The organism is Phycisphaerales bacterium, assembly GCA_016716475.1.
Lineage (GTDB): Bacteria > Planctomycetota > Phycisphaerae > UBA1845 > Fen-1342 > JADJWG01.
The window spans coordinates 143,809-157,797 of the sequence record JADJWG010000001.1 but is presented as its reverse complement, the minus strand read 5'-3'; the positions used below and the strand labels follow the sequence as shown (position 1 = coordinate 157,797).

The following is a 13,989-nucleotide window of genomic DNA, read 5'->3' as shown; positions in this document are numbered from 1 at the left end:
GATCTGCCGTACCCCGCCGTTTCATCCGACCGCACCCCGCGCTGGCGATCGCACGCCGCCGCGCTTTGGGCCATGACGATTCGCCCCCCGTCGCGCCTCACCGCTCGCCACTGCGCACCCCGCAACTTCGCCTTGCCCTCGATCGTACCCGGGGTAATCCTCCTGCATGCGCATGCCGCCCTTCATCCCCGCCGTCCACCCCGACCCCGCGCCGCTCCCGCGCCCCGGAACGCTCCCGCACCGCTTCCCCTCCCCGCGATCTTACCCATCTTCCAAGAATCTCACTTCTGGCGCGCGACAGGCGCGCATTCTTGATATTCTTGGCAGATTCTTCCCCACTCTTGTGCCGTCCCGTTGCGCGAAACCCAGCCATTCCCCCCACCTTCACACCCCACCCCGCCACGCACAGCGCCCCCGCCCCCCGGGACGACGGGCGTCCCGCCCGCGAATCTCTCCATTCCTATACCCCCGCTGCCCCAACTTCCGCGCTGTTCGGCTCGACCGCGACAGCGTGATTTGGATCGTGCCCGTTCGGTTTGCTGAGCACGGACAGGACGTAGAAGCTGCCGTACGTCGCCGAGCGATCCGTCGCGAACAGGCGCTGGGCCAGTTCATCGTGCCGTTGCACGTGCCGCGCGATCGACGGCGGCGGGTCGAGGCGGTAGCTCCCGCTGCGGTAGATCAGGGTGGCCCCCGGGGCGGCCGCGCGCAGGACGCTGCGCAGCGTGCCCTCGAAAACCTCGGGCGTCATCCAGTCGAAAATGTCGAGCAGGTTGAACTTCGTGATCGAGCCGGCCGGCTGCGTATCGAGGAACGGGCCGAGCCAGCCGTTGACCACCAGAACGCGGTCCAGATTAGCCCGCAGCGTCGCGAAGTTCTCCGGGAGCAGGTAGGGGGGGACGCGTTGCCCGCGAAAACGCCCCGTGGCCGTTACGCTGAGGAAGTAATTGTCGTAGATCGGCACGCGTGTCAGCGCGTACTCGAGGCGCTCCCGCACGTAGGCGTACATGTCGTGCCGCCCGTGCACCAGGTCGAACTGCCGCGGATGAACGCCGCACAGGTACATGAACCAGCGCGACTTGCAGAGTCGATGCACCACCGGCCCCCACAGCCGCGGGGCCACGTGGCGCTCGTAGTAGGCCTGCTGTTCCGCGACGCTGCGCAGCTCGAAGAACTCCTCCATGCGCCGGGCAGAGATCCCGATACGCGGCAGGACGAAGCGGATCAGACGCGCCGCGAGCCCCATCTTGCCGAAGTCATACAACCCGCGGTGCGCCATCCACAGGTGCCGATCCCAGAATTCCTGCGAGCGGACCGAGAGTTCACCGCGCAGCCGCGTACGGTACACCTTGCTCACGATGCTCGGACGCCGCGCCGCGAAGATGTCGAAGAACGTTTCGTAGTCACACGTGGCAATCGTCGCCAGTTTCAGTTCGAGAATGGCGTTCTGCGCGGGATTGCCGTCCACGCTGATCAGCCGACGCGGGTTCTGGCAGAGAAAGTTCAGCGGATTGCAGCCGGCCGAACTGATCGAGATCACCGTGTCGTCCGGCGTCAGTCGGAACGCCTGGCGGTCCATCTCCGGGTCTTCCCACGACATGTTGAACACGATGCCGCGGAACACCATCCGCTCCAGCCAGGCGCGCCGCTCGCCTGCGGGCATGTCGAGGACTTGGACCATCGTCATGCTCCCCTTCGGCCGACGGCCGTGAAGTTGTAGCCCCCGCCCCAATACTTAACTTCGCAGTGGTCGAAACGCCGCCGAATCTCATCTTCGTAATTGCGTTCCGTCTCGACATGATTCCACCGCAGCCAGCCCCGCGGCAACGCTCCCAGCGGTCCCCAGCCCGCAAAGCGACTGAAATCGAGCACCACCGCCACCCCGCCCGGCTTGAGATGGGCATACGCCCGTTCCAAGGCCGCCGGCCAGTTCGGGATCATCGTCAGACTGTATGCGAAGTAGACCGCGTCGAACGTGCGCCCCAGGTCCATCGTCGTCGCATCCGCCTGTGCCAGTTCGACGTGCGGCCAGCCGTGTCGCGCCACCCGGCGGGCGGCTCGGCGCAGCATGTCGGCGGAGAAGTCGAGTCCGATGAGTCGCCCATTCGCGGCGGGATTCAGGTGGGCCAGCACATGGCGGAAGTTCAACCCGGTGCCGCAGCCGACCTCGAGTACGGAGCTGCCCGGTCGTAGTCGCAGGGCCGCGGCGGCGCGCCGGCGACCGTGCAGGATCGTCCAGCGCGTCGCGTCGTAGACGTAGGATTGCAGGCGGTAGTACCGTTGGACGGTCGTATCGGACAAGGACGCAGGCCTCCGCGGGTTTGAGTTCGGCCCGGATGCACCGGGGCGCCGCCGTGCCGCGCGCCTCATCCGAGCGGAAGTGGCTATGGTACTCAACGCGGCGGGCTGTGACAAAGGGCCCGCGCAGCCGGCGCGCCCGGGCGGTCCGGCGGACTAAGTTGGTTGACAGCCCCGCGTGACGCCCGCAGAATCGCCTATAATTGGCGCGGCCAAGGCCCGGAGCGTCCGTGGCCCGGCCCCGGATCGGTCGCTGCGGGAGCGTATATTCGCCGAAGCCCGCGGAGGTTACTGCCGGAATGGAACAGCCGTCATCGCACCTCAAGATCAAACGGATCGGGCAGGTTTCGGTCGTCGAGTTCGCCGACCGGAAGATTTTGGAAGAGCTTTCGATCCAGGAGATCGGCGACGAACTGCGGCGTTTGGCCGAGGCCGAACCGGGTCTCCAACTGCTGCTGAACTTCGAAAACGTGGATCACCTGGCAAGCGCTGCGCTCGGCATGCTGATCACGCTCAACCAGAAGGTCCAGGAACAGAAGGGCCGCCTCAAGCTCTCCAACATCAACAAGCAGATCTTCAAGGTCTTTCTGATCACTCGGCTCAACCGCGTGTTCGACATCCACGACACGTCGGAGCAGGCCCTCAGCGCGTTCGAGCAGGGGTAAGTGGCGACCGGTGCAGGGGTCAGAGTGGGCCATGAAGGTGCCTCCTGATTTTGGCATAGCCGACGCGCAATTGACCGATGTCACGGTCAAGAACGATCTGCGTCTGCTGAAGGAACCCGAAGCACGCATCATGGCCGCGCTGCACGACTGCGGTTACGACGAGGATACCATCTTCGCGATCAAGCTCGCCTTCGAGGAAGCGGTGACCAACGCCGTCAAACACGGCAACTGCAACGATCGCTCGAAGCACGTTCACTTGCGTTATTACGTGGACCCGCAGCGCATCGTCTTCATGGTCCGTGACGAGGGTCCCGGCTTCTGCCCTGAAAAGGTACCGGACCCGACTGCGGATGAGAACCTGGAGCGTCCCAGCGGCCGGGGCCTGATGCTGATGCAGTCCTACATGACGAAAGTCGCTTACAGCGACAGTGGGAATGAAGTCTGGTTGTTGAAGGAGAATACGCGCTGAGCAGGTCCGTTGGGGCAGGAACCCTGCCGCCGAGCCCACCACGGTCGCGGATTCGCACCGTAAATCATTGCTAATAAAGAGCATGCGAATATGGCGGGGGCGGGTTCGCACCCATGAGTCCGTTCGGAGACCCTCCCGTCGGGTGATGGTGCGGATCCCCGGCACCCCGCAGCGGTCGGGAGGCCAGGAATTCACAGCGGCGGGGCCTTGGCAGCGTCTCAGCGCACGGTATACTCAACGATCTGCCGCTATTCTGGTGGCATAAGGTTTATGGTTCAGCAGCGGAAGTGCGATGCCGACGATTAATCAACTAGTGCGCCGCCCGCGCCGGGATGTGGCTGCGAAGTCCAAGGTCCGCGACCTGGAGCGTTCGCCGTTCCGGCGGGGGGTCTGCCTCCAGGTTAAGACACAGACTCCCAAGAAGCCGAACTCCGCGTTGCGAAAGGTGGCCCGTGTGCGCCTGACGAACGGCAAGGAAGTCACGGCCTACATTCCCGGGGTCGACCACAATCTGCAGGAACACTCGATCGTCCTCGTTCGCGGCGGCCGTGTACGCGACCTGCCCGGTGTGCGTTTCCACATCGTCCGCGGCAAGCTCGACTGCGCGGCCGTGCAGAACGACAAGGAAGGCAAGGCGCGCAATCGCAGCCGGAGCAAGTACGGCGTCAAGCGGCGGAAGAAGTAGCAGGGCCTGAGCCGGCCGCGGCAGGCGCCGGCCTGAGGGATTGCACGACACCATGGCGTACAAGAGTTTCACGAATTCAGCGAAGCAGCTCCGCGGGGACGCGCGGTACAACCACCGCGTGGCACAGAAATTCATCAACTGCATGATGTGGGACGGCAAGAAGTCGGTCTCGCAGCGCGTTTTCTACGGCGCGATGGAGCGGATCGCGGACAAGATCAAGGATGTACCGCCCATCGAGGTCTTCGAGAAGGCGATCGAGAACGTCAAGCCCGACGTTGAGGTCCGTTCGAAGCGCGTCGGCGGCGCCAACTACCAGGTGCCGATGCAGGTCAACCCGCGCCGCCGGCAGTCGCTTGCCATTCGCTGGATTCTGGACGCCACGCGAAAGAAGAGTGGACGCCCCATGTCCCACCGGCTGGCCGATGAGTTCATGGCCGCCTATCGCCGCGAAGGTGATGCGATGCAGCAGCGGGAAATGGTCCACCGCATGGCGGACGCCAACAAGGCCTTTGCCCACTTCGGCTGGTCGCGCTGAACACACCTGTCGCAAAATGGACTACCGAAATGACCCCGGCTTGAGCGTGCCCGGGGTTTTTTCATGAGATGAGCTCCGCGGAGGGGCTGAGGACGCTCGCAGTCCCCAGCTCCGTGCGACTCTCCACGGCTGGTTCAATCCCACGTACCATAACACACCATGTCCGCAGAGTGTGTCGCGTTTGAAGGGGTGCTTCCGCCGGAAGCGCAGCCGGCCGTGGCCGTGGTGCGTACGCTCGTCGCGGCGGGCTTTGAAGCTTATCTTGCCGGGGGATGCGTGCGCGACTTGCTCCTGGGAACGGTTCCCCAGGACTATGACGTCGCCACTTCAGCCCCGCCCGAGCGTGTCACCGCGCTCTTTCGGCGCACGCGGCAGGTCGGAGCGGCCTTCGGAGTCGTGCTTGTCCAAAGCTTGGGCCGCTGGGTCGAGGTGGCGACCTTTCGTGAAGACGGAGACTACCACGACGGCCGGCGCCCTGCGGTAGTGCACCTGTCGGATGCCCGCCACGATGCCGCCCGCCGCGACTTCACTGTCAACGGCATGTTCCTGGATCCACAGGCGGGAATGCTCCACGACTACGTGGGAGGGCGCGCCGATCTGGTCGCGCGGCGTCTGAGTGCGATCGGGAATCCCGCCGCCCGCTTCGCCGAGGACCATCTCCGCCTGCTGCGCGCCGTCCGGTTTGCCGCACGACTGGGTTTTGTGCTCGCCGAGCCGACCGCCGCAGCCATCCTCCAACATGCCCCACGCCTCGCGGATGTAGCGGCTGAGCGTGTTCGCGATGAGTTGCAGCGCATGTTGACCCATCCAAGTCGCGCGACCGCATGGGCGCTGCTCGGCAATTGCGGCTTGCGGCCGTACCTATGGCCGGGGGCACAATGGGCGGCAGCGCAGGCGGAAAGCGCGCTAGTCACACTCGAGGCACTCCCGGCGAACGCTTCGTTTGAGCTGTCGCTTGCTGTACTGCTGTCCGATCGTGGAGCAACAGAACTCGAACAGATCTGCCGCGCCCTGACCCTCTCCAACGACGAGCGGGCCGCGGTGCTCTGGCTGGTGGCACAGCAGGCGGCATGTGATGATCCGGCTGTGTTATCGCTGGCCGAGTTGAAGCGCTTGTGCGCACACCCGCACTGGCTTGACCTGTGGCAGTGGATGGCGGTCCGTCTCACCGCACAGTCGGATGGCGCAGCGCGACACACTATGCTACGGGAGCGTATTGCGGCCATTGCTCCGCAGGACATTGCTCCCGCGCCGTGGATCACCGGCTCGGATCTATTGGCGGCCGGCCTCACTGCCGGGCCGGCGTTCAAGGACATTCTGAACGTGCTTTACACGGCCCAACTCAACGAGGAACTACCGGATCGTTCAGCGGCCTTGCAACGGATGGAGGCGCTGGTCGCCGAATTTCGGCGCGGAATGGTACAACCATGAAGGAACGTACTCAGAGGTTTCACTACGGAAGCGCAACAGAACGCCACCGTGGGGTCGGAGCCGTGCTCATGGCCGCCGCCCTGACGTGTGGCGGTACGGGGGGTTGTGTGTTGGTCGGGGTGCGGGCGGACCCAGCCCCAGAGCCGGTCCGTTTCGGCCTGCACGTCGCGAGCGAGAAACCGCGCGATGGTTTCGTTCGTACTGTCGACGAGGTCGGGTTGCCGCTGTTCGTCGAAATGGAACCGTTGGTCACGGAGCGGGATGTGCTGACTGCTACGGCGCTCGAAGGGACGCAGCGCTCGTTTGTAAAGGTAGAATTTACCTCGGGCGGGACTGTAGCGCTGGACTATGGCACTCGCGCGCTCGTCGGAGAACGCCTCGCGGTCCTGATTGACGGCGCCCTCGTCATGTCGCCGCGCCTGCGGGCACCGCTCGAAGGGGGTGTGCTCATGCTGAATGGGGATTTCAGCGTGGCTGAGGCGCGCCACCTTGCGGCGCGCCTCAATGCCGCCCGGGCGGGGGGATAGCAGAACAATAAGTGTGCGACTCGCAGAGCAAGTCGGCTCTACCTGCTGCGGCGGTGACCGATCCGACTGGCAGACCCGCTACCCACCACCCTGGGCGGCCTGGGTCTCGTAGTCGATCAACCACTTCGGAATTGGGACATCGCGTCCACGGGAGTCTCGTTCGATGTACCACTTGCCCGTTGGGCCGTGGATGGTGGCCCGGACGATCGAGTACTTGCCGGTCGAATCGTTCTTGAAAACCATCTGGGTCGGACCCATGGCCATGACGCCACCGCCGGCGGAGTCATCAGGGGCACGCAACTTGCCCGGAGTCGTCTGCCATTTGCGCAGTTCAGCCGGTGAGAGGGAGAACCTTTCTTCCGTTTCCTCGTCCATCCAGTGTGTCGCGTACTCGTCCGAGGTGGGTAGGGCCTCCTCGCCAGTGTTACGGGAGTAGAAATAGAAGGCGAGTCCGACCACCAAGAGCAGAACCACGATTAGGATGCCATTCTTTAGCGCAGGATTCAACTTGGACTCCTTTCAACTGGCTGGGGGATAGCCCGGCGCTCGGTGTCGTTCGCGGGGTCGCAAAACGAAAGGACCGCGCGGCGGGCGTGCCACCGCACGGGCCTATCGTGCCTTGCGCCTGATCCACTGTCAACCGTTCAGAGTGCCTAGCGGGGCGGATTGCAGGTGCGCCGCGAAGCCGCCGGGGTCATGCCCGGCAGAATGGACGGCAGGTAATTCGCGATCGACGGCTTAGTCTGCCCAAAGTTCCACACCCAATCCGGGTTGATCGCCGTCCAACCGACGCCGCACCAGCCGCGCGTATCCACGGGTCCGTACACAGCGTGACCATCGAGGTAACCGGTCGAGTGGCGGTTGAACTTACCGTGCCAGCCCGTAACCGGGAGCATCCAGTTCAGGCCGTAATCCATCGGATCTTCAAGGAACATTACAAAGGTGCTGGCGTGCCGTCGGAGCACGCTGCGCATCAATTCGCGGCCGCGCTCGTCCCACTTGCCGGGACCGCCCCATGGGTCCGAAGGGCCGCCACGCCATTGAAACTGCGAGGAATTGCCGACGATCGCGTGCAGGTTGTAGTGGTAGCTCGTGCCGACGCCGACATAGGAACCGGGCGCAACGGGTTCGACGTTGAAGGTGCTGAAGACCTGGCCGTTGTAGGCCTTATTGTCGGATGGGCAGGCCAGGAACTGCATCTCGGCCCGTTTTACGATGACAGAGCCGTTCATGATGTCGAGTTCGGGCTCAGTCCCCAGGATGTAGCGGTTAAGCGGGCGGTTCTGGATGGGGATGTGGAAGATGCCGCCGGCGTAAGTGCGGAAATACTCATCGAGACCCGTTGCGCCGCCATACATCCAGGTGCAGATGCCGCCCCCACCAGGCGTCGTCTGGAACGGGAAACCGTCCTTCCACTCCAGCAGGTAGGATGTGGTTGCCTGCATCAGAGTCCGATAATTAGCAAGGCACTTGGCCACTTTGGCCTGTTCCCGCGCATCCCGCAGGGACGGCAGCAGGATCGAGATCAGCAGGGCGATGATTGCCACCACCACCAGCAACTCGATCAGGGTAAAGGCATGCTTACGACCTAGGTTTGCCCTTCTCATCACTTCGCTCCTTACTGATCGCGGCTCTCGGCCAATAGTAGCAGGTATTGATCCGGAAACGATGACAGGCCATGCGCCGCGCGGCAGATAGCCGCGGACTGCATCCGAAGTTCGGAATCAACACATTTGTAAAGACATGTCGTTTCGATTTTGTTCCACGGGTAGGGGGGCTGTCAAGTGCAAAGCGTGAAAAGTGCGCGTAACTCATGACAGAACATGGATTTGGAGAATTAACCGTTTCAGTCAGAAAAGCTGAAAACCAGTTGCCCCCACCGCAAGCGGCAGTGTTTGGAATATGTTAGCATGTGGGCAGCCCTTTGCATCCCGACCCCAGGTCCGCTGTGACGGCAACGCCCACGGGCGGCCTGGGCTTGTTACATGGAGGTGTACGGACATGGATGTCCACGCGTTGCTGAAGCGTATCTCGGCCGGGCGACACTACCAAGGGCAGATCGCATCCGTAAGAACACTGGCTGCTCGTACTGCTATTTTCGCCGAGCTCGCGCACCCGCTGCCGGACCTTGTCCGGGACGCGCTGGCCGCCAGCGGGATCACGCAGTTCTACGCGCACCAGGCGCGGGCGATCGATGCGGTCCGCGCCGGCAGCCATGTCGTGATTGCAACCGGCACCGCGTCGGGCAAGAGTCTGTGCTACCAGGTGCCGGTGCTGGCGGAACTGCTCGAAGTTCCCACGGCCCGGGCGCTCTACCTTTCGCCCGCCAAGGCGCTGGCCCACGACCAGCTCGGAGCGCTGGAGCGCTGGGGGTTCGCAGGCCAACTCGGCGCCTTCCTGCGTCCGGCGTGCTACGACGGCGATACCCCAACCCACAAGCGGCCGGGGATCCGCCGCAGCGCGAACCTGCTGCTGAGCAATCCGGACATGCTGCACCAGAGCGTGCTACCGTACCATGCCAAGTGGGCACCGTTCTTCGCGGAGCTGCGCTATGTCATCCTGGACGAGATTCATTCGTACCGCGGCATCTTCGGTAGTCATGTCGCCAACGTGCTGCGCCGGCTGCAGCGTCTGTGTGCCCACTATGGCTCCGCACCGCGCTTCATCTGCTGCTCGGCCACGCTCGGCAACCCGCGCGCCCTGGCGGGTCAACTGATCGGCAGCGACGAGCTCGTGCTCGTCGACCAGGACACGTCGCCTTGCGGTCCGCGCACCGTCGTTCTCTGGAATCCACCGTGGGTCGATCCGAAGAACCCGGTTGCGCGGCGCAGCGGAAACGTCGAAGCGCAACATCTCATGCAGGCGCTCATCGAGGAGGGGGCTGGAACGATCGCTTTCACGAAGGCGCGCGTTGTGGCCGAGTTGTTGTACACCTACCTTGTGGAGGCCCTGCGACGGCGTCGGCCGGACCTCGCGAAACGCGTGCGGCCGTACCGCGGCGGGTATCTGCCGAGCGAGCGACGCGCGATTGAGCAGCAGCTTTTCCGGGGCGAATTACTGGGTGTCTGCAGTACGAATGCACTGGAGCTTGGAATCGACGTCGGTGCGCTGGACGCGGCCATCGTCGTGGGATTTCCCGGTACGCTTTGCAGTTTGTGGCAGCAGGCCGGCCGAGCAGGACGGCGGCAGTCCGACGCACTGGTCGTGTTCATTGCCTACGATGAACCGGTGGATCAGTACCTGATGCGTCACCCCGACTTCATGTTCGCCCAACCGCTCGAACACGCCGTGATCGATCCGCAGAATCCGCAGATCCTCGCGGCGCAACTTCGTTGTGCGGCATTCGAGCTGCCCCTGACCGCGGAGGATCTGGATCGATTGGGTTCCACCGCTACGGCTGTCGCGACCGCGCTCGCGGAGGAGTGCGAGCTGCGGTACACCGCCGAGCGCTACTACTGGGCGAGTCCGGAGTTTCCTGCCAGGCAGACCAGTCTCCGCACCACCAGCACGGCGACATTCTCGATCGTCGACGCGACCGGTGGGCGGAACGAGGTCATTGGGCAGGTCGACTCCATCTCGGCGCCGGAGCTGATCTATCCGGAGGCGGTGTATCTGCACCAGGGGGAGAGCTTCATCGTACGGGAACTGGATTGGGCCGCTCGGCTGGCGCGTGTCGAGCGGCTCAACGCGGACTACTACACCCAGCCGGTGCTGGCCGACGAGTGCCGCATTCTCACGGAGCGGCACGTCGCCGAGCTGCTCGGCGGGCAACGTTACTGCGGTGACGTCCGGGTGAAATGGCAGACGGTCGCGTTCCAGAAGTTCAAGCTGTATACGCAGGAGCAGATTGGGCAGACCGTGCTCGATCTGCCGGCGCAGGAGATCCACACGGTCGGGGTGTGGTTGCAGCCGCCCCCGGCGGCCTGCGCTGCGACGCGCGAAGCAGGTTTCAAGGTGCATGAGGGTCTCAACGGCCTGCGGAATCTGCTGTGCGTAGCTCTCCCGCCACTCGCGATGTGCGATCGGTACGACATCGGTGGCGTTGTGGACACGGCCCAGCTCGGTGCGAGCACGATTATCCTTTATGACCGTTACGAGGGCGGCGTCGGCTACGCGCGGCACGGGTTCGAGCACGCGCACGAACTGCTGCAATTGGCATGGCGGCTCGTCCGCGATTGCCCGTGCGACCGCGGCTGCCCGGCCTGCGTGGGTCCGCCCAACCTGCGGATCCCGATTCACCATGACCCCGATCTCGGCCATGGCTACGCGATTCCAGAGAAGGCCGCTGTCGTGGCGCTGCTGTCCACATGGTGTGAAGGAACCGCCCCCGCGCCGCCACAAGTCACTCCCGCGCGCCAGGCGTTCGCCCGGGCGTAAACACACAGCACCGGGGAACGGGTCTTGAAACCCGTACACCGGTGCTGGGTATGAGGAGCCAGGCGTTCGGCTGCATCTACCGCGGCGGGTTGCACGTGCGACGGGCGGGCGACGGTGTCATGCCCTGCAGAATCGTCGGCATGTAGTTGGCGGCGGCGGGTCGGGGCTGTCCAAAGTTCCAGACCCAGTCGGGGTTGATGGCACTCCAGCCCGTACCACACCAGCCACGCGTGTCCACGACACCGTAAATGGCGTGTCCATCGAGGTAGCCAGTCGCGTGACGGTTGAACTTCCCGTGTGAACCGACGACCGGCACCATGTGCTTGAGGCCGTAGTCCATCGGATCTTCGAGGAACATCACAAACGTGCTGGCGTGACGGCGCAACACGGAACGCATCAGCTCGCGGCCGCGTTCGTCCCACTTGCCGGGGCCGTACCACGGACTGGAGGGCCGTTGCTGCCAACTGAAGGCCGAGGTGTCACCCGAGATGGCATGCAGGTTGTAATGGTAGCTCGTGCCGAGGGCCGTATAGGAACCAGGTGCGACCGGTTCAGCGTTCAGGATGTTGAAGTTGGGGCTGTTGTAGCGCTTGGTGTCGGACGGGCACGCGAGGAACGGCATCTCCGTGCGCTTGATGATCGTGTTCCCGTCCATGACGTCCAGCTCGGGTTCGGTCCCGATCAAGTACCGATTGAGCGGCCGGTTCTGGATCGGGATGTGAAAGAGCCCGCCATTGTACGTGCGGTAGTAATCGTCGAGGCCGGTGGCGCCACCGTACATCCAGGTGCAGATACCGAGCCAACCGGGCGTGTTCCGCATTTCAAAGGGGAAGCCGTCCTGCCACTCGATGAGGTACTGGACGGTGCCTTGCATCAGCGTGCGATAGTTGGCGAGACACTTGGCCACCTTGGCCTGCTCGCGTGCATCGCGCAAGGAGGGTAGGAGGATGGAGATCAGCAGGGCGATGATCGCAACAACTACCAGTAGTTCGATCAGCGTAAAGCCCCGCGTACCGCTGAAACGTCGTCGCTGCATGTGCCAACTCCTTCTTCACCGGCCTGTCGGCCCGACAACCGGTATCCGAGGCAGATATGGGCGCACCACCCGTGCGCATCCCTTCCAGCCGCTGTTGAAATGACGCTCGTACTCCGCCAGCAGCCCGCTGGAGACATGACCACTATATGCATCATACCGCACGTTTGGGATGCAGGCCACTCTTTTTCCGGTACGCACGGTGCGGAGGACCGGTCCCAAACGGGTTGGCGGAGCACGCCGGGATGCCTGTGCCTGGGTTGTACCGGAGCTGGCCAGGGGTGTACGGTGACCATACGACAAGCCCGGTGAGGATTGCCTCACCGGGCTCACCGCGGCACCGTCGGAAGCCGGCAGTTTTCCCGCTGCACGGTCGGGTGGGTCGCGCAGGACGATCCGGGGTGCTACCGGACCGGCAGATGGCTTGGAGGGGTACTCCTTACGGCAATTCTACGTCTGTGGGGCTTGACGACGCCGCCATGGGGCGCCATCGAGGTGAGGACTATTCCTCCTTTTCGGGATCCTTGTTCGAGTTGGGATCCTGCTCGAGCATCTTCCGCAGGTAACTGTTTTCGCGGCGGGTCGCCTCCAGGTCAAAGAGCATGTACTTGATCCCCAGCCGCAGGAAATCGATGCTTTCCTGCAAGCTGCTCACGCTCTTGCGAATCTGGTCATGACGGTCACGGGTCTCATCCGCCAGCTTTCGCAAGCGCTCCCGCTCACCCTCGGGCAGCGTCTCGATCTCGTCCACCAGCTCCGCGAGCCGCTTCTGGAAATCCGACTCGTTCATGCTTCTTTCCTCCTCTCGGGAGTCACCGGGCTGTGGGTCGGGCAGCCATTCGGGTGTTGACCGCTACCCTCACGTGGCGGTCGTGCGAATTATACCCCGCGCAACCCGGGCCCCACCCGGATCTTGCGCAGGGCTCCGGACCGTGGCGGGGGTGACGTCTGCAACGGTCCACCTAGCCGGTGCATCGGCATCTGTTATGGGAAATGACCGCCGTTGAGACTGTTGAGGGAGGCGTGCGGAATCGGTAAACCGGGGTGGGTTCCGAGAATTGCTGTCGCGGCGTCGGCTCTGGTGGCAGGGGAACGAGTGTGGGTTCGTCGCGCGTCTGAATCGTTGCTGGATGGGGCGCTACCCTGCCCGCCCCTGCTGGGCCAATGCGTCCCGCAGCAGTGCGGCGCGCTCGTAGTCCTCCGCGGCCAGGGCGGCGTTCAGTTCGGTCTTGAGCCGCGCAGGGGCCGTGACAGGCAGACTTTCCAAAATCTCGCGCCGGAGCTTGTGCAGCACGCGCAGCTCGCCGTCCTGTGTCCCGATACCGTCGGCCTCGTCAGCCAGGGCCTCGAGTGCGCCCAACGCATCTTCCACGATCTGCAGCGCATCGTCCGGGTGTTCCTGTTCCCAACGCAAGTGCGCCCGCGCCCGTGCATTCATCATGGTCACGTAGCCGCGCTGCTCGCGCACCAGGGCGCGGTCGTGCTCCACGGCAGCATAACGCTCACATAGTTCGACCACACGCAGGTTGCGGGCGGTGTCGCGCACCACACCGGCGTACTCCTCAAGTACGAACAGCGACAAGTACCGCTGGTAATAAAGGTAGGCTTCGTGCCGCAACTCCTGGCACTCTTCCGGTGTCAGGACGAAGTCCTCATCGTCGCCGTACTGTTCCACATGCCGCTGCAGCCGGTGCTCGTGATGCTGCAAGAGCGATTCGCAATCCATGGGACGTTGACCATCCGGCCGTCCGGCGTATTCGAACTGCAGCAGCCCGAGGTCGATCCGCGTCTGGACCTTCTCTCGGCCGTCACGGCCGATGATCTTGCGCACCGAGATCTTGCCTGGTTCATACTCCCAACCGTCGAGGATGAAGCGCAGATCGCGTATCATGTTATCTGGCGTATCGGTCGGCCCGCCGGGCTTCATCAGTTCCCTGCCCCGTAACGGGCGGTTGGCGAATCGTGTGCT

The 13,989-nt window shown here is 63.9% G+C and carries 14 protein-coding genes; 7 read left to right on the top strand and 7 right to left on the bottom strand.

Translation table 11 applies throughout. The features are described from left to right. Positions 1–460: 460 nt before the first annotated feature. On the bottom strand, positions 461–1,687 hold the full coding sequence (locus IPM18_00675) for a BtaA family protein (GenBank protein MBK9118112.1): 1,227 nt from the start codon (positions 1,685–1,687) through the stop codon (positions 461–463). Then, a complete protein-coding gene (locus tag IPM18_00670; protein MBK9118111.1) occupies positions 1,684–2,301 on the bottom strand; it encodes a methyltransferase domain-containing protein in 618 nt (205 codons plus the stop codon). Before IPM18_00670 ends, IPM18_00675 begins: the two co-directional genes overlap by 4 nt. A 296-nt stretch (positions 2,302–2,597) precedes the next feature. On the opposite strand from IPM18_00670, the gene IPM18_00665 reads away from it, so the two are divergent. From IPM18_00665 to IPM18_00640, 6 genes are all read left to right on the top strand, one after another. Then, entirely contained in the window at positions 2,598–2,963 is a 366-nt protein-coding gene (locus IPM18_00665; protein MBK9118110.1) for an STAS domain-containing protein, read from the top strand. A 31-nt stretch (positions 2,964–2,994) separates the two neighbouring features. Next, positions 2,995–3,432, top strand: a complete 438-nt coding sequence (locus IPM18_00660) for an ATP-binding protein (protein ID MBK9118109.1) — start codon at positions 2,995–2,997, stop codon at positions 3,430–3,432. Positions 3,433–3,724: 292 nt separating this feature from the next. Further along, positions 3,725–4,117, top strand: coding sequence for a 30S ribosomal protein S12 (locus tag IPM18_00655; protein MBK9118108.1), 393 nt, complete (start codon positions 3,725–3,727; stop codon positions 4,115–4,117). A 52-nt stretch (positions 4,118–4,169) separates the two neighbouring features. After that, complete coding sequence (gene rpsG / locus IPM18_00650; GenBank protein ID MBK9118107.1) at positions 4,170–4,652, top strand: 30S ribosomal protein S7; 483 nt, start codon at positions 4,170–4,172, stop codon at positions 4,650–4,652. A gap of 159 nt (positions 4,653–4,811) precedes the next feature. Next, on the top strand, positions 4,812–6,083 hold the full coding sequence (locus tag IPM18_00645) for a CCA tRNA nucleotidyltransferase (GenBank protein ID MBK9118106.1): 1,272 nt from the start codon (positions 4,812–4,814) through the stop codon (positions 6,081–6,083). A 68-nt stretch (positions 6,084–6,151) separates the two neighbouring features. Then, positions 6,152–6,610: a hypothetical protein gene (locus IPM18_00640; protein MBK9118105.1), complete on the top strand. Its 459-nt coding sequence runs from the start codon at positions 6,152–6,154 to the stop codon at positions 6,608–6,610. Positions 6,611–6,688: 78 nt separating this feature from the next. Here the strand turns inward: IPM18_00640 and IPM18_00635 are convergent, their stop codons facing one another. Together IPM18_00635 and IPM18_00630 are read right to left on the bottom strand one after the other, a co-directional pair. Then, complete coding sequence (locus IPM18_00635) at positions 6,689–7,117, bottom strand: hypothetical protein (protein ID MBK9118104.1); 429 nt, start codon at positions 7,115–7,117, stop codon at positions 6,689–6,691. 146 nt (positions 7,118–7,263) lie between these two features. After that, the gene (locus tag IPM18_00630; GenBank protein ID MBK9118103.1) at positions 7,264–8,217 is read right to left on the bottom strand and encodes a prepilin-type N-terminal cleavage/methylation domain-containing protein; all 954 of its coding nucleotides are present in this window, start codon (positions 8,215–8,217) and stop codon (positions 7,264–7,266) included. Positions 8,218–8,611: 394 nt separating this feature from the next. On the opposite strand from IPM18_00630, the gene IPM18_00625 reads away from it, so the two are divergent. Next, on the top strand, positions 8,612–10,987 hold the full coding sequence (locus tag IPM18_00625) for a DEAD/DEAH box helicase (GenBank protein MBK9118102.1): 2,376 nt from the start codon (positions 8,612–8,614) through the stop codon (positions 10,985–10,987). A 76-nt stretch (positions 10,988–11,063) separates the two neighbouring features. Here IPM18_00625 and IPM18_00620 read toward each other — a convergent pair whose 3' ends face one another. From IPM18_00620 to IPM18_00610, 3 genes are all read right to left on the bottom strand, one after another. Continuing rightward, positions 11,064–12,023, bottom strand: coding sequence for a prepilin-type N-terminal cleavage/methylation domain-containing protein (locus IPM18_00620; protein ID MBK9118101.1), 960 nt, complete (start codon positions 12,021–12,023; stop codon positions 11,064–11,066). A 499-nt stretch (positions 12,024–12,522) separates the two neighbouring features. Beyond that, positions 12,523–12,810, bottom strand: coding sequence for a hypothetical protein (locus IPM18_00615; protein MBK9118100.1), 288 nt, complete (start codon positions 12,808–12,810; stop codon positions 12,523–12,525). Positions 12,811–13,158: 348 nt separating this feature from the next. Continuing rightward, entirely contained in the window at positions 13,159–13,911 is a 753-nt protein-coding gene (locus tag IPM18_00610; GenBank protein ID MBK9118099.1) for a hypothetical protein, read from the bottom strand. Positions 13,912–13,989: the final 78 nt, after the last annotated feature.

Coding starts and splice junctions, on each gene's coding strand:
- IPM18_00615 (MBK9118100.1), bottom strand. CDS start 12,810: ATGAACGAGTCGGATTTCCAGAAGCGGCTCGCGGAGCTGGTGGACGAG.
- IPM18_00630 (MBK9118103.1), bottom strand. CDS start 8,217: ATGAGAAGGGCAAACCTAGGTCGTAAGCATGCCTTTACCCTGATCGAG.
- IPM18_00645 (MBK9118106.1), top strand. CDS start 4,812: ATGTCCGCAGAGTGTGTCGCGTTTGAAGGGGTGCTTCCGCCGGAAGCG.
- IPM18_00675 (MBK9118112.1), bottom strand. CDS start 1,687: ATGACGATGGTCCAAGTCCTCGACATGCCCGCAGGCGAGCGGCGCGCC.
- rpsG (MBK9118107.1), top strand. CDS start 4,170: ATGGCGTACAAGAGTTTCACGAATTCAGCGAAGCAGCTCCGCGGGGAC.
- IPM18_00625 (MBK9118102.1), top strand. CDS start 8,612: ATGGATGTCCACGCGTTGCTGAAGCGTATCTCGGCCGGGCGACACTAC.
- IPM18_00620 (MBK9118101.1), bottom strand. CDS start 12,023: ATGCAGCGACGACGTTTCAGCGGTACGCGGGGCTTTACGCTGATCGAA.
- IPM18_00610 (MBK9118099.1), bottom strand. CDS start 13,911: ATGATACGCGATCTGCGCTTCATCCTCGACGGTTGGGAGTATGAACCA.
- IPM18_00660 (MBK9118109.1), top strand. CDS start 2,995: ATGAAGGTGCCTCCTGATTTTGGCATAGCCGACGCGCAATTGACCGAT.
- IPM18_00665 (MBK9118110.1), top strand. CDS start 2,598: ATGGAACAGCCGTCATCGCACCTCAAGATCAAACGGATCGGGCAGGTT.
- IPM18_00640 (MBK9118105.1), top strand. CDS start 6,152: ATGGCCGCCGCCCTGACGTGTGGCGGTACGGGGGGTTGTGTGTTGGTC.
- IPM18_00655 (MBK9118108.1), top strand. CDS start 3,725: ATGCCGACGATTAATCAACTAGTGCGCCGCCCGCGCCGGGATGTGGCT.